The sequence below is a fragment of the Gluconobacter frateurii genome, assembly GCF_002723955.1.
Classification (GTDB): domain Bacteria; phylum Pseudomonadota; class Alphaproteobacteria; order Acetobacterales; family Acetobacteraceae; genus Gluconobacter; species Gluconobacter frateurii.
Genome location: NZ_BEWN01000004.1, coordinates 65,121 through 79,841 on the forward strand (window position 1 = coordinate 65,121; position 14,721 = coordinate 79,841).

Here is a 14,721-nt window from a genome sequence, read left to right on the forward strand (position 1 = left end):
GGAAAATACTTAACGAGCAGTTAACAAGAGAGAAGGGTCTCAGTTAGCCAACGGAACCGGCGGGGGCAATGCGTCTCCGTCATTTCCCAGTGCAGAACTGGCATGATGATGGATGCGCGGGCGCTCTTCTTCAGCAACCCGCGTCAGGGAAGCTTCCCTGACCTGATGCGCAGGCTGGCTATGCCAGGCTGTTGCAACGACAGGCGTCGGGCGTGTTCCACGGTAGCTTACAAGCCGAACGCTAGGTGTCACGTCCGAACGTGCCGTGCTCAGGTGAGGAGCAACGGGACGCGTCGTTGCAACAGACGCCAGTTCGGCGTCCGGAGAGTGAACGATCCGGTCCGCGTGCGGATGAGCCGCATGTGGTGGGATAGCCTTGGCCGTCATGACATGCGGCGTTGTCGGAAGAGGCTGTGGCGTAACTGCTGCAATGACAGGGGCATGCGTAACGGGTGCGGCAGGGCGCACAACCGGCGTTGCGGGCAGCGGAAGGTGGGCTTCGGTTGCGGCGCGGTTCACAACTTCATGCAGACCTTCACGCGGATCAATCGCAGCAGCGCGCGATCCAGGAGCTGGAAGGCGCGCTTCCACGCTCGCCATGCGAACAAACTGATCAGGCGCCATAGGATGCAGATCGGGAACGAAGCGGGCTGCCAGCGTATTCAGGCGATCCGGCTGATTGAGAAGCGCCCACTCCGTCCGCAGCATGGCCGTCTGCGAGCGGACCTTCTGCGTCTCCTGCACGATCTTGGTGATCTTCTGGTCAAGGACCGTCGTCTCATGTTTCTTGGTGTAGAGAAACAGGCCAGACCCTGCGGCGAGGACAGCGCAGGCGATGGTGAAGGGCCGGATCATGCTCGGTTTCCTGAGGCGGACGGTTGTGGGGCGGAATTACGAACCAGGGCGCGCAGACGTGCGCTTCTTGCTCTGGGGTTTTCCCGCGCTTCCTCTTCCGTGGCAGGCAGGGGGCGGGAATGGAGAAGAGAAAAAGCCGGCGGCTCTTTCCGGACAGGGGCCGGATCATAGCGGGACGGGTTGGCGGTACGGCCAGCCAGTTCCGCCATGGCACGCTTTGCCAGACGATCTTCAAGGGAATGGAACGTCACGACGACAAACACACCGCCGGGAGCCAGAAGACGAGGGGCAGCTTCCAGCGCGCGTTCAAGTTCGCCAAGCTCATCGTTCACGGCAATGCGAAGGCCCTGAAAGCTGCGGGTGGCAGGGTCGATCTTGGAGCGATCTTTGGGAACGCAGGAGCGCACGATATGAGCCAGACGGCCTGTTGTCGTGATCGGCTCTTCGGCGCGCGCGGCAACAATGGCGCGGGCAATACGGCGGGACAGCTTCTCTTCGCCGTAGCGATAAAGAACATCTGCCAGATCGCCTTCCTTCATGGAATTAACGAGGTCAGCGGCAGATGGTCCGTCAGTTCCCATCCGCATGTCCAGTGGACCATCATTGCGGAAGGAAAACCCGCGCTCTGCCTGATCGATCTGAAACGACGATACGCCCAGGTCCAGAACGATCCCGTCAAATGGACCATCCTGACCGACGAGCTCTTCCATGTTCCCGAATGTTCCCTGATGCATGATCAGGCGGCCATTGGCCTGTTGAGCCATGGCCTCGCCGCGGGCAATGGCCGTGGGATCACGATCAATACCGTGAAGCGTGCAGTCCGCACTGTTCAGAATAGCGCGGGCATAACCACCACCGCCAAAAGTGCCGTCCAGATAGCGGCCACCATCGCGGGGGGAAAGCGCCTCAAGCACTTCCTTTAGCATGACGGGGACATGCCCCTGATGGACGAGGGTAATCGCGTTCATGCCGCAACTCCGTTGGCCGGTCTGCGGCTGCCTGTCAGTTCTTTCGCCCGTGCGCGTGCCTGGAGACGGCGCTCTGCGGCGGCTTCCGGATTCCAAATCTGGAAAACGCGCCCCAGTCCCATGAAGGAGACTTCGTCTGTTAGCGAGGCATGCGTACGCAGGACATCGGGAAGAATGATCCGGCCTTCCTTGTCGCTGTCCAGTGGGTAGGCATCCGCATACAGGCTGGCAGCAAGGTCATCGTGATCTTCGGAGAACGGATCGTACTCGTCGAGCGGCTGAGCCAGAGAGGCGAAAGCAGCGGATGTCCAGGCCTCGATGCAGGGATGCAGATGCGATGGACGAAGAATCACCAAGGCCTCACCAGGCTGTGCCTGTGTTCTGAGAGCGGATCGGAAAGGAGCCGGAATGGAAACACGTCCCTTGGCGTCAAAGCGGTTCTGATGCGTGCCGAGGAACATGCTCATTGATGATGTGCCTCCCTTCACTTCAGGACCCGCGCAAGGTGTTCAGGTATTTCTCTGTTCTTTCTTGGGATACCATGGGATTTTATGGGACGTCAAACACATATCTGCGAAAAACGGCAGAAAACTGCGGCTATTTTCAATGCGGGAATTGTGACGCGATTTTTTGCTATTTATTAGGAATTATCAGGGATAATCGCCGGGCGAGATCTATACCTGCCGCTATTTGTTCTCTTTATGTTCTCACAATATCTCTTCTGGCGAGTATTGGAGAACGGTTTTGATCAGAGGTGCCAGACGGCCTGTAAGCCGGGTTCTGTCCGCCAAAGGCGGGACGATCATTCCTCTGGGACATACATTGCTGCATGCCTCACGCAACCAACCCGAACGACGGAGTGAGACGCTCCCGGCCATCTTGCGACAGCCTGCCGTTCCTATTCGGTTTTGCTCCCGGTAGGGTTTACCGTGACCGACGCCGTTGCCGGAATCGCGGTGCGCTTTTACCGCACCGTTTCGCCCTTACCCGCAACATGTTCCAGAAGGAACAGTCCGGCGGGCGGTCTGTTTTCTGTGGCACTGTCCCTAGGGTCGCCCCCGCCGGCTGTTAGCCGGTACCGTTTTCCCATGGAGCCCGGACTTTCCTCCATGACAGGGATCCTCATCCCGGTCACAGCGATCGTCCAGCCGTCTGGCGGGCGGACCTTGCGCCGGGAGCGAGTGCGGGTCAAGGGCAGACTTTCGGTTCATTTGTCGCCATGGTGCTGGAATGCAACCAACTTTTGCTCTGCGGATCTTTCTTTTCTGGCTGGAATGGCAGGCCCGGCGGCGGGGGATAGTCTCCCGTTCAGTGCCTGTCGATGTGATCCCGGATATTCCTGCGCCTATGCCGTCAGCCGCCGCGCTCGCCCAGATCCGGCGCATCACCGGGCGCCCCAGCTTCCCTGAATGTCTGTCTTCCCTTCGAATTCGCAAGTGGATCGAGATCAAGGTCCCTGGTGAAGTCGGGGAGCGACCTGCACGGCTCTATCGCCCAAGGGGGAAAGTCACTGGAGTCGTGCTGTTCCTGCATGGCGGAGGATTCGTTCATTGTGACACAACATCCCACCACGGCATCTGCTGCCGACTGGCCGCAACATCGGGCGCGATGATTTTGTCACTCGACTACCGCCTTGCCCCTGAGCATCGTTTTCCGGCTGGCCTGAGAGACGCACAGGGAGCCCTCAAATGGCTCCGGCAGGTTGTTGCGCCCGATCTTCCGATTGCAGTGGCGGGGGACAGTGCTGGTGGAAACCTCTCAGCCGCGCTTACGCACTGGAGTCGGACTGACCCTGATATCACTTTGTCTGCCCAGCTTCTTTATTACCCGGCAGTCAGTGGCCCCATCATTCCACCGTCCCGGCAGGCATACGGCCAAGGCTATATGCTCACGACGGAGTTGCTCCACTGGTATTGCGGTCAGACGCTTGCATCCCCGGAGGACCTGTTCGATCCGGAGTTCTCGCCTGTCTTTGCCGAGACCTTCAGGGATCTTCCGCCTGCGATGATCGTAACCGCCGGATTCGATCCGCTGAGAGGCGAGGGGGAGCTCTACGCCCGTCTTCTCCGAGACGGAGGTGTAGCGGTTCGGTATCGACGGTTCCCGCGCATGATTCACGGCTTCCTGAACGGTTATGCCTTGTTCAGGGACGGTCGGACAGCATTGCGGGAAGGCGGAGAATTTTTGCGGGAAGCTTTCAGGAAGGCCGGATCACGATCTTCCTGAAAGTCTGGTTTTGTCAGGGTTGAAGCTGACGGAAGGAACCGGGTGTCCCTGCATCGGTTTGGAGCGTCCGTTCGCTGCGATCCACTTTCACGCTGAACAGCTTGTCGGCTGAAGGCTTGTCGCCCGGGCAACCGTTTCCGTGCCGTCCCAGAACGTCAATAACCGGGTTATTATCCGCAGCAGTACCATTCACGACGAACACCAGGCACTTTTTGGGCATGTCCGTCAGGCCGTCATTGGTCACGACGAGGCGGAGATGTTCCACAAGGGCTGTATTGTCGAACCAGCTCAGCTTGTTGAACGTGAACTTGTCGTAGGAAAAATCCAGAAGTCCGGTACGAACGATCACGAACATCAACAGAAACGCCGGCACCACAATCAGGAGCCGGCGCATCAGGTGCTGTTTGAGTGTACGGGGCGGACGCCGTGTGCCCCGTGAAAAACGGGGCTTTGCGTTCGCGTTGTCAGTCAAAAGCGTTTACTCCATGTCTTCGTGCCATTTGTCGCCACGTTCAGCGAGCATTTCCGCAGACGTCTCCGGTCCGTACGAACCGGCACTGTAAGTCTGCATCGGCACCTTGTTCTCGCTCCAGGCTTTGAGAACAGGCTCAGCCCAGCGCCATGCCGCTTCGACCTCGTCGCGACGGATGAAGAGAACCGGATTGCCCCGTACCGCGTCAAGCAGAAGGCGCTCATAAGAATCAGGGAAGGGAAGACCTCCCTCCATCCGGATCGTTGTATCCAGATCCGCAGTTCGCAGGGTGTATGCGTCCAGCGCAGGATTTTTGACGTTTAAATGAAGCTCGATGCCTTCATTGGGCTGAACGCGGATCACCAGAACGTTTCCTGCGGGTGCCGACCCAAAAAGCGTAGTCGGAGCAGACCGGAAACGGATGACGATCTCGCTGACCTTGCGGGCGGAACGCTTGGCGGTGCGGATGTAGAACGGCACGCCCTTCCAGCGTGGCGTATCAACCCAGGCACGAACAGCAGCATAGGTTTCCGTGTTGCTCGGCTGACCCAGTTCTTCCAGATAGCCGGGGACGCTCTGGCCTCCGACAACACCTGCCGTGTACTGGCCACGGACGGTCTCGGCTGCAACCGTTTCATCGGTGATGGGACGCAGCGCGTTCAGAACTGCCAGTTTCGCATTGCGAACCGTGTCGGCTTCCAGGGAGTCCGGTGCTTCCATCGCGACAAGACACAGAACCTGAAGAAGGTGGTTCTGGATCATGTCCCGCATTGCGCCGGACGTGTCGTAGTAGGATGCGCGCCCCTCTACACCAACGGTCTCGGCAGCGGTGATCTGCACGCTTTCAATCTGCTCGCCTGACCAGATTGCATTCATGATCGGATTGGCAAAGCGAAGTGCCAGAACGTTCTGGACCGTCTCTTTCCCAAGATAATGATCGATGCGGTAGATCTGGCTCTCCGGGAAATACTGACCCACACCATCATTAATGGCTGTGGCGGTCGCCATATCCGTGCCGATCGGCTTTTCCAGAACCACGCGTGAGTGAGGCGTTACGAGACCATGGCTGTGCAGGTTCTCGCAGATGCTTCCATAAAGCTGCGGCGCGGTAGCAAAATAGTAGACACGGATGCGGTCAGCCGGAGCTTCGGACAGAACGGCGGAGAGATCTCCCCACTGACTGTCGGCTCGGGTACCATCAAGTGTGACGTAGTGTATAAGGCCCAGAAAACGGTCTACAAGGACCGGTGACCGGACATCATCGGGTATGAAGCGTTCCAGCGCCTCTCTGGCGCGGGCAACGTAGCCCTCCCGGTCGATATCCGTACGGGCCGTCCCGATGATGCGGGCATCATCAGGAATCTGCCCCATACGGAGACGGTTATAAAGCGCAGGCAGAAGCTTGCGCATCGTGAGATCGCCGGTGGCGCCAAAGATAACATAGTCGAATGGCTCGACCTGCTGGACGTGTTCCATGAGTGCTCTCTGACCTCTCGAACCCGGATTGTCGGGGAAAAGGGTTTAGGGTTCAGACCTTTGCAGGCACGGTCTAGTTCCGCTTTGGGGGGCTTCCTGTCAAGGGAACGGGCATGCACGACATCGGGAGGATACATCACGGAAACGCGTGCGTTCCCTAAATGTGCGCATAAATCCGTTGACCTCCCAAGCCCCGGCGCGATAAGCCGCGCGGCTGGTATCGCATCTTTGCGGCACCCTGGACTTATGCCTGAAAAAGGAAATCGAACATGGACGCAGAAAGCAAAATCGAAGGCGCCGCAACGGGTGGCATTGCTGCCGACCGCCTGCGCTCCATCATCGAGCGGGTTGAGCGTCTGGAAGAAGAACGTAAGGCTCTGGCAGGGGACATCAAGGATATTTTCTCCGAAGCCAAGTCTGCCGGGTTTGACGTGAAGGTGATCAAGCAGATCATTAAACTGCGTAAGCAGGAGCCTGCCGAGGTGGAAGAACAGGAAACCCTCCTCGACATTTATCGTCGTGCTCTGGGCATGTAATCTGGATTAACTCAGCATCGTCAGACTTCCCTAACATCCGGACCGGAACATGATGTCCGATATTTCATGGCTGCCCACCTGGGCAATGATGTGTCTCCTGATCATAGCCGGTCTGTTTGGGCTGGCGTTGCTGTGCATGCCATTTGCGGTCTTCGGCGTGAAGCCAAGGTTGCAGGAACTGGAATTCCAGATCGCGGAGCTGCGCGCTGAATTGCAGTCTCTCACGCTTCGCCTGACCGCACCTCCTTCAGACAGGACGGTGGCGTCAGGCCAGAGCGTAGAGGGCACCCTGCGTGCGCCTCTGCGCTCTACACCAGAGAAGATGCGCTCTGGGGAGCCTGCACCGTCAAAGACGGCAGATTATTTCGAGCCCGCAGCAGTTGTCCGTGCCGACGGCCCGACATACGAGGATGGCCCGATGGCTGCTGATCCAGAGGTTCTGCGTCGTGCCGTTAAAAAGCAGGAGCCAGCGAAAAGCTGGTCTCGTGCGCCTTGGGAAGATGAGCGTCCGCAAACGGGTAACCGTGAGCGTGAAGAACTCGCACCGCGTTCTGTAGCAACCCGCAATGACGACGAAGAAACATTCCGTCGCCGCGCCGAACCAAAGCTCCGCTGGCCGCCAAGGGGCTAAAGCACTGTTATGACGATCAGTGCTGATCCAGAGCGAGATCGTCTCGGTGGATCAGAACATCCCGGCCCCTGTAGCCCAGAAGCTGTTCCATTTCTGCTGAACGATGGCCCACCAGCTTGCGGCATTCGTCAGCATTGTAAGACGGCAGCCCCCGGCCGATTGTGTTGCCACTCTCATCCTTGATGAGCACGAGGTCGCCACGCTCGAAATACCCATCAATGGCCGTAACGCCAGCAGGCAACAGAGAGGCGCCAACAACCAGAGCCTGTCTGGCGCCGTTATCAACAATGAGTGCCCCTTTGGGGTGCAGGCTGCTGCCTATCCATCTCTTGCGTGCCGAACCGGTATCGGTCTGGGGGAGGAACCATGTGCACAGGCCGCCATCCAAGAGCCTCTGAAGAGGATTCTGCGTCTGACCTGCTGCAATGACCATGGCCGCACCAGCGCGGTTAGCAATGCGTGCCGCCATGAGCTTGGTCCGCATGCCTCCGGATGAGTATCCCGGCGGAGGCTCACCACCCATCGCCATGATCTCATCGGTGACCTGTTCAATCACAGGAATATGGCGTGCATGGGGGTCTGTGCGCGGATCAGCAGTATAGAGGCCGTCAATATCCGACAAAAGTACTAGACAGTCCGCCTCGATCATCTGCGCCACGCGCGCGCCAAGGCGGTCGTTATCGCCAAACCGGATTTCGGATGTGGCAATCGCATCATTTTCATTGATGACGGGAATGCATCCGAGATCGAGCAGTGTCTGAAGGGTGGCTCGGGCATTGAGATGCCGTTCCCGGCTCTCGGTGTCATCCGGCGTAAGAAGAAGCTGGCCGGCAACGAGGCCATGTTCGCCTAACGCCGTGCTCCATCCCTGAGCCAGGCCGATCTGTCCAACTGTGGCGAGAGCCTGCTTTTCGTCGAGCCGAAGTCGACGGTTCATCAGACCGAGCTGATGACGGGCAAGCGAAATCGCTCCAGATGAAACAACAACAACTTCCGTACCCGCTTTCCGCAGATTGGCGATGTCTTCGCAAACGCTACGGAGCCAGTCCGTCCGCAGCGTTGCCTGTGCGCTATCAACCAGAAGAGCGCTACCAATCTTGATGACAATCCGGCGCGACTGCGCCAGGTGAGGGGCAGCGGCCGGGGATGTCATGCCTGTTTGCTTTCCTTCGCAGCATTGACGCGATCCTGAAGCAGCCGGAGTAGCTCGGGCAGCCCCTCTCCAGTCACGCCAGAGAGCGTCAGTACTTCGGCGCCAGAAGCTTTGGCGAGGGCACGCTTCTTGGCCGATTTCTGTTCGGCTGTCAGAGAGTCGCACTTGTTGAGCACAATGATTTCCGGCTTCGCGGCAAGGCCCGGATCATAAGCTTCAAGCTCATGCCGAATCAGGCGCCAGTGCTTTACGATCTGCGATTCTGTTCCATCAATCAGATGAAGCAGTGTTGCGCATCGTTCGACGTGACCCAGGAAGCGATCACCCAGACCGGCGCCTTCACTGGCACCCTCGATCAGACCGGGAATGTCCGCGATGACGAATTCTTCCGTCGTGTTCAGGCGCACGACACCTAGCTGCGGATGCAGCGTCGTGAACGGGTAGTCCGCAATCTTCGGGCGTGCACGCGATGCTACGGAGAGCAGCGTCGATTTGCCTGCATTCGGGAGGCCAACAAGGCCAACATCCGCAATAAGTTTCAGGCGCAGCCAGACCCAGCGCTCTTCGCCCGGCCAACCCTTGTCGGCACGGCGTGGCGCACGGTTGGTGCTGGTTTTGTAATGGGCGTTACCACGGCCACCGTCACCGCCTCGGCAAAGGAGAATTTCCTTACCGGCTTCGTCCAGATCCGCGAGGAGGGTTTCGCGATCTTCATCGAAGATCTGTGTACCGACGGGGACGTCAATGATGACATTATCCGCAGCGGCACCAGTACGATCAGAGCCAGCACCATTTCCGCCCTTGCGGGCCTTGAAATGCTGGGTGTACCGGAAATCGATCAGCGTGTTGAGGGCAGGGACTGCGCGAAAAAGCACGTCGCCGCCGCGCCCGCCATTGCCGCCGTCAGGGCCGCCGAATTCGATGTACTTTTCCCGACGGAAGGCGATCACGCCGTCACCGCCATCGCCGGAACGTACATAGATCTTGGCCTGGTCGAGAAATTTCATCGTATTATCCGCAACATATGAAAAAGGCCGGCCCTAAGAGAGGACCGGCCCTTCCGCTCGCGCTTGGGGCGCGGTGACTTATTCGGCGGCTTCCGGCAGCGCCACGGAAACGTGGACGCGGCCTTCGGCGCGACGCTGGAACTTCACATGTCCGTCCACGAGGGCGAACAGGGTGTGATCGCGACCAACGCCGACATTGCTGCCAGCCTTCATCTTGGTTCCACGCTGACGGACAATGATGTTGCCTGCCAGAACGCTCTCGCCGCCGAACTTCTTGACGCCGAGACGGCGACCGGCGCTATCGCGCCCGTTACGACTGGAACCGCCTGCCTTTTTTTGTGCCATGGCTGTTTATCCTTCCTGGTGCGGGCTATCAGGCCGCGTTGATCGCGTCGATGCGCAGCACGGTGACGTGCTGACGGTGGCCGTTCTTGCGACGGCTGTTCTGACGGCGACGCTTCTTGAAGATGATGACCTTGGCCAGACGATCCTGTGCGACCACGGTGGCCGTCACGGTTGCGCCTGCAACCAGAGGTGCGCCAACGGTGACGCTGCCTTCGCAGCCGACCATCAGGACGTCGGAGAAGGTCACGGTGCTGCCGGCTTCCGCCTCAAGCTTCTCAACCTTCAGGATGCTCTCGGGAGCAACACGATACTGTTTTCCGCCCGTGCGGATGACTGCAAACATTCTGGAAACTCTCGCTGTTCCGATCTCGTGGCTGCTTTTGCCGGGGTATTCCCGATCTGGCGCAACCCAGTCGCTTCTTATCGTTGGTTCCTGTCATATCTATGAAAGACGGACAGAACAGGCGGGTCGATACAGGCCAGCAGCCTTTGCGTCAATCAAAAACAGCATAGTGAGGCGCTTCAAGCATGCTTTTTTCAAGGTACTTGGCCGAGCCCTCTTGCAATGTCCTGAAAACCTCGCCATAAGCCGCTCCATCGATCAGGCCTGTTTACGCAGGCTGTACGGAGAGGTGCCAGAGTGGTCGATTGGGGCGGTCTCGAAAACCGTTGTGCCTTCGCGGGTACCGTGGGTTCGAATCCCACCCTCTCCGCCAGATAAATCAAAAATTCCCAGATTTTTCAGAGAGTTATCTGATTTATCAAAATTCATCCCGCCTTGGGCCCCATCTTAAAAAATGCTTCATCGTGCAGCGTCCGGACGCGATATGCGTCGTCCTGTAAATTTATCGACGCGACCTGCTAACTGAAATCCTGTCATTCCCCGAGGCATCCAGATAATCTGAGGCCGAGACTGAAGCAGCACTCCGCAAAAATTCGCTCAGAAATTTCTTGAAATCGTCGCCCGTGTTCAGCTAACGTTCTCTCGTTAGTTGACGCCACGTTACAGAAGACTTCCACAAGGGAAGTGCACGACCTGCCTCTGATCGAAGCAGCAATTTTGCAGAATCTTGAACGCCCAAAAAACCAGCGAAACCGGTGTCATCGTGAGCCCTGCAAGGGGCATGGTTGGATAAGCGTGTCATGGATTCTATACTATCAAGTCGTCTTTCGGATGACTTTTTCATAAGCCGTCGCGAAGCTGCGATACGGCTCTGTGTCTCTCTCTCTCTCCACAATTGATCGGTATGTCGCGGCTGGAGTTCTGCAGCGCTACAAGATCGGACCACGCCGGACGCTCTTTCGGCTACGCGACGTCGAGCATCTCGTCCGTCGCGACGATGTCGGCTTTCAGGCACCTGCGCCAGTGCGCTTGAGGTCGGATTTCTAGTCATCTCGCCCCTTCAGGGCCAGATCCCCGCAAATCCCGCTTCAATGCTGAAAGTCGCCCAGATGTTTGATGTCGCTGAAATAGAATTCTCTTGGGACGCTCCCTGGGGCTCCCTCGAAGTCAAAAATGTTGCCCAGGATTTTTTCTACTGGCTTCTCACGAATGTCTTCAGAGGCCCCACGGATGGAACTTATACAGATCCTGATCACCCGCAGGGCAGTTGGTCACTGTTAGACATTTCCAAAGCCATCGAGCGCTCTTTGCCGCGTGATATCGGCGCAAGGTGGTCCCGCGTTTATTTTGAAAGCCCAAATTTCTCGGACAGAAAAATAGATGAAATCATAGAGAGGCTGACACTGCGACAGCCCCATTCGATAATAGGGGCCCGCACTTTTGGGCACAGACAGATGCACTCATGGAATTGCTGTTCGCTTGGACATCCTTCTGGTCTGATGCATTGACACTGGATGACCTTCTTCCGCAGCTGACATCAGGCCGGATGATCCAGGTTTATGACGAATACCGGAAGGCAGGTCTGCCACTCAATGTGATTGCAGAGCACGTTCTCTTTTATAAAAGACCAATCCGATCCGATGAGCAGCGCGATGTTGCTCGCGCTTTGAGGGATCTTGGTTGGACACAGCATCGCACTGCTCAGGCCCGGCGTTGGATAGCACCCCCTGATTTTCCATCGCGAGACCGAAACAAGCCCCGATGGCATCACAGGTGAAGCCCCTTTGAGGCACAGTGGAAAGCAGCACGCTAGGGGGCGCCGTAGAAGCAAATCTGACACCCCCAAGTTGTCAGCTATGGGGGGTAAACGGAATGTCCGCTGTTCAGATGAGACAGCGGACATCATCAGCCTATTTTCACCAGACTACGTCTGTTGTTTCGATCCATTTCTGGATGGAAGTGTGCTGAGGCGTCTAGAACATCCGATCAGGCTGCAATTGCGTCTGTCAAACTCCGAGCTAAGACGGATTTTTCGTAGCACAAAAATCGAGAGGTTTTAATCGCAATTTATAATATACTCATCTTTTTTAAGTGAGAATTTATAAAACTCAATACTTTTATTGAACTCTCTTATTTTGGATTTTAAGCTTTCTTCAAATCTTTCTTCAGATTCGTCCCCAAAAAAAACTTTCGTTATAGTTCCTTGTAGAAATTTCACTAATCTTTTGCCATTATTTATTTTGACAAAATATCTCCATTCTTTCTCGTAACTCCATGTTTCTGCTTTTTTACTTAAAATATCTCTCATTAGATCGACTTTTTTATCAACCTTGTATTGAGGGATAAAGCCGAACGGTTCGAATTTTGGTCTAATATCAGTATATTCTACTTTCTCCAACATATTAGAAGGCGTTTCTTTTATAGAATATTCTAAGCAAACTCCTTTGTGATTTTCAGCGTAATGTGACCACATAAGAATATTCGAATTACATTCGGAAAGACAAAATATTCCAATTCCTTCTATACCACATTTCCATTCGGAAATAATTTCCTCATCTGTTTTCCTATATAATTCTTTTCGTAAGTTCTTTATGAAATTAGCCCTATTATGAATTTTATTTTTCCTTATCTGTCCTTTTTTATCTTTTTTCGTATTATCATAAATATCACCAAGTGTTTTATTATCTAGTTTTTTTCTATAAAAGGAGCGCAATCAAAAGGATCATTGAAATCATTTGGGTTTTCCGCCCAAACTGTTTCGTTTTTAATACCAGAGAGCAAACGGTCCTCATTCGGACGACTATATTTATATAAATATTGAGGAAGGGAAGAGGACATATTTTGTTCCTATTATCATTTCTAATTTACATGCTGAAGAGTGGCAGCTTCATATCTCTAGCACGCTATGCCGCGTTCAGATTCCCGTGAAGCTTCTTAAGAATAGTCATCTCGACCTGCCCCTCCCGAGCTTCATTTCGCTATCGAGCTTCTCGTCGTCGGTCCGTTATGCGGAGTGTACTCGAGGCATACTACGTCTGAGATGTAGGCGACTGCCGCCTGTCTGCTCCTGCGTCACTGAACGGACAGGCAGTTCAGGGGGGGGGGGGAACCGAGCAGTCTGCTTTCCGAGTGGAAACAGTCAGAAGCAGACGTTTCCGATCGCTTCAAGTAGTTCACCTCTTCAGTCTATGCTGAAGGTGAGTCGGCGGCCGGGGGCGAGTTCGGATTGGGGATAAGTCTTATTACCATAGGGCCTTGGAAAGGTTCCCTGCTATCGAAAGCGTATGGTCGCCAACTCCCAACATTTCCGTAATGCTGGAAAACATCGTCAAAGACTGGACTTCCAATAAAATCTGGCTCTTTCACATCCCTGTCAGAGAAAGGAAGATGGAAAACGAATAGAAAACAACCTAGCCGAAATTCACCCACGATGTGCGGGAGCGGCGACTTCTCGTCCTTTCGGATGTAGACCGTCAGTTGTGCAGACGAATTTGGCGGAAGCGGTACGATTGCAGCCTGCACTGGTAGAAGGGCGCGGACTGGAGACGGCACTACTCCGTTACGCACCCAATCTATAGTCCGAGTGAGGTGAACCAAGTTGTCCTCGGGAATGATCGAAAGCACAAACTTCGCTAATGTGCGGTAACAGCGTTCCGGTATGATGGGCAAATCACCAGCCAAATCAATCGTGACCACGCCGTCTTCGTTACGAAGCTTCTCTCTCGGCACGGCGACAACCATTTTCTCGCCATCGTTGAGGATCGTGCCTCCATGACTTTCTATGCGAAGGTTTCCGGCGCGGCCAGTAATTCCAAGGAAAGCACGCTGGATTTTGAGAAATTCAAGAAGGTGCGGCTCCAACTCATTGCCGAAGAACTCGTTGCAATCGTCACACTCGTCTGCGAGTGTCAAATGAATGTTCCCAAGTGCGCGCGAGATTGCATGCGCTTGTTTCACGAATTTGGCCCCATCCGCCCTGGAACGTCGACAGAACCGACAGGTGCGCCGCTCAATCTGTGCGTTGCCGACCTGCGTGCGCCGATCAGTACGAGCTACACAGCAATTATATTTGCTCAAAAGCCCACCAAACAACTGCTCATGTTTGGTGATATCCTCCTCCTTCACCGTACCATTCGACCACCCGACCAACATCTCGAAGACGCTAATCTGCGCCGATGTCCACTCCCTCGCCGGAACAACAACAAATCCTTCATCGTCGGCGAGCCCCCCAATTAGCTTAATGAACGCACCAAGCTGCGGGGCGTGTGCGCGCCGCTCGGCACAAAAGTTAGCGATGGCGGTTTTCAGCACTGGGGTGGCGCGCTGGACCGCCTCGGTGTTTATTTTGCCATCCTGAACCGTCCCAAAGATACCGAAGAACGCTACGATGTCAGACTCGCCACAAACGTGGAAATCTAAGCGGTGGTGTCGATCCTTCGTGAAGATATCGACCGAAAATAGGGGCATTACGCGATAGTCCTCGAAATGTGTATATGCGGGGCACGGTCGTCAGGGTTCAAGAGGTACTTAACTACCGGCTGCGACAAGTCGACCTCACCAGTCCGCATCGACGATAGCCTCGCACTCATAATCGGCCAGATGTGCTCCTAGACCCACAGGTCGTCGATAGAGTCTTTTTTTTGGGGGGGAGATAAGCGCAGATCGACTTTGGCGCGCCGTACCGTCATGTCAGCTTTCGGGAAACACGA

General features: G+C 55.6%; 15 protein-coding genes, 1 tRNA gene and 1 other RNA gene. 5 read left to right on the forward strand and 12 right to left on the reverse strand.

The window, feature by feature from the left end:
• Positions 1–39: 39 nt before the first annotated feature.
• The 4 genes from ftsL to rnpB all read right to left on the reverse strand — a co-directional run bounded on the left by ftsL (position 40) and on the right by rnpB (position 2,979).
• Positions 40–855 (reverse strand): cell division protein FtsL, encoded by an 816-nt coding sequence (gene ftsL / locus GFR01_RS11125; RefSeq protein WP_099182546.1) that lies wholly within the window; start codon positions 853–855, stop codon positions 40–42.
• Positions 852–1,823 carry a 16S rRNA (cytosine(1402)-N(4))-methyltransferase RsmH gene (gene rsmH, locus GFR01_RS11130; RefSeq protein ID WP_099182547.1) on the reverse strand — a complete coding sequence of 324 codons (972 nt, stop codon included), beginning with the start codon at positions 1,821–1,823 and terminating at the stop codon, positions 852–854. The genes ftsL and rsmH overlap by 4 nt, the downstream gene beginning before the upstream one ends.
• Positions 1,820–2,290, reverse strand: a complete 471-nt coding sequence (gene mraZ, locus GFR01_RS11135; RefSeq protein ID WP_010503946.1) for a division/cell wall cluster transcriptional repressor MraZ — start codon at positions 2,288–2,290, stop codon at positions 1,820–1,822. The genes rsmH and mraZ overlap by 4 nt, the downstream gene beginning before the upstream one ends.
• A gap of 286 nt (positions 2,291–2,576) precedes the next feature.
• Positions 2,577–2,979, reverse strand: an RNA gene (gene rnpB, locus GFR01_RS11140) — RNase P RNA component class A.
• A 74-nt stretch (positions 2,980–3,053) separates the two neighbouring features.
• On the opposite strand from rnpB, the gene GFR01_RS11145 reads away from it, so the two are divergent.
• Positions 3,054–4,049: an alpha/beta hydrolase gene (locus GFR01_RS11145; protein ID WP_099182548.1), complete on the forward strand. Its 996-nt coding sequence runs from the start codon at positions 3,054–3,056 to the stop codon at positions 4,047–4,049.
• A 13-nt stretch (positions 4,050–4,062) separates the two neighbouring features.
• On the opposite strand, the gene GFR01_RS11150 is transcribed toward GFR01_RS11145, so the two are convergent.
• Both GFR01_RS11150 and zwf read right to left on the reverse strand, forming a co-directional pair.
• On the reverse strand, positions 4,063–4,443 hold the full coding sequence (locus GFR01_RS11150; protein ID WP_082872800.1) for a hypothetical protein: 381 nt from the start codon (positions 4,441–4,443) through the stop codon (positions 4,063–4,065).
• 84 nt (positions 4,444–4,527) lie between these two features.
• Positions 4,528–5,997, reverse strand: coding sequence for a glucose-6-phosphate dehydrogenase (gene zwf, locus GFR01_RS11155; protein ID WP_099182549.1), 1,470 nt, complete (start codon positions 5,995–5,997; stop codon positions 4,528–4,530).
• Between the two features lie 269 nt (positions 5,998–6,266).
• Here zwf and GFR01_RS11160 point away from each other — a divergent pair, with 269 nt between their 5' ends.
• Both GFR01_RS11160 and GFR01_RS11165 read left to right on the forward strand, forming a co-directional pair.
• Complete coding sequence (locus tag GFR01_RS11160) at positions 6,267–6,533, forward strand: DUF2312 domain-containing protein (protein WP_007283547.1); 267 nt, start codon at positions 6,267–6,269, stop codon at positions 6,531–6,533.
• A gap of 49 nt (positions 6,534–6,582) precedes the next feature.
• A complete protein-coding gene (locus tag GFR01_RS11165) occupies positions 6,583–7,164 on the forward strand; it encodes a chromosomal replication initiator protein DnaA (RefSeq protein ID WP_063905598.1) in 582 nt (193 codons plus the stop codon).
• A gap of 16 nt (positions 7,165–7,180) precedes the next feature.
• Here GFR01_RS11165 and proB read toward each other — a convergent pair whose 3' ends face one another.
• The 4 genes from proB to rplU form a co-directional block, all read right to left on the reverse strand.
• Positions 7,181–8,317 (reverse strand): glutamate 5-kinase, encoded by a 1,137-nt coding sequence (proB, locus tag GFR01_RS11170; RefSeq protein WP_099182550.1) that lies wholly within the window; start codon positions 8,315–8,317, stop codon positions 7,181–7,183.
• The gene (gene obgE / locus GFR01_RS11175) at positions 8,314–9,324 is read right to left on the reverse strand and encodes a GTPase ObgE (protein WP_023942804.1); all 1,011 of its coding nucleotides are present in this window, start codon (positions 9,322–9,324) and stop codon (positions 8,314–8,316) included. Before obgE ends, proB begins: the two co-directional genes overlap by 4 nt.
• A 78-nt stretch (positions 9,325–9,402) precedes the next feature.
• The gene (gene rpmA / locus GFR01_RS11180; protein WP_007283551.1) at positions 9,403–9,669 is read right to left on the reverse strand and encodes a 50S ribosomal protein L27; all 267 of its coding nucleotides are present in this window, start codon (positions 9,667–9,669) and stop codon (positions 9,403–9,405) included.
• A 28-nt stretch (positions 9,670–9,697) separates the two neighbouring features.
• Positions 9,698–10,012 carry a 50S ribosomal protein L21 gene (rplU, locus tag GFR01_RS11185; protein ID WP_099182551.1) on the reverse strand — a complete coding sequence of 105 codons (315 nt, stop codon included), beginning with the start codon at positions 10,010–10,012 and terminating at the stop codon, positions 9,698–9,700.
• Between the two features lie 283 nt (positions 10,013–10,295).
• Between rplU and GFR01_RS11195 the strand changes: the two genes are divergently transcribed.
• Positions 10,296–10,385: transfer RNA gene (locus GFR01_RS11195), tRNA-Ser, on the forward strand.
• Positions 10,386–10,885: 500 nt separating this feature from the next.
• Positions 10,886–11,059 (forward strand): DNA-binding protein, encoded by a 174-nt coding sequence (locus tag GFR01_RS11200; protein WP_099182552.1) that lies wholly within the window; start codon positions 10,886–10,888, stop codon positions 11,057–11,059.
• Positions 11,060–12,068: 1,009 nt separating this feature from the next.
• On the opposite strand, the gene GFR01_RS15495 is transcribed toward GFR01_RS11200, so the two are convergent.
• Positions 12,069–12,725, reverse strand: a complete 657-nt coding sequence (locus GFR01_RS15495; protein ID WP_102856504.1) for a DUF2971 domain-containing protein — start codon at positions 12,723–12,725, stop codon at positions 12,069–12,071.
• 473 nt (positions 12,726–13,198) lie between these two features.
• Positions 13,199–14,479, reverse strand: coding sequence for a hypothetical protein (locus GFR01_RS11215; RefSeq protein ID WP_099182553.1), 1,281 nt, complete (start codon positions 14,477–14,479; stop codon positions 13,199–13,201).
• Positions 14,480–14,721: the final 242 nt, after the last annotated feature.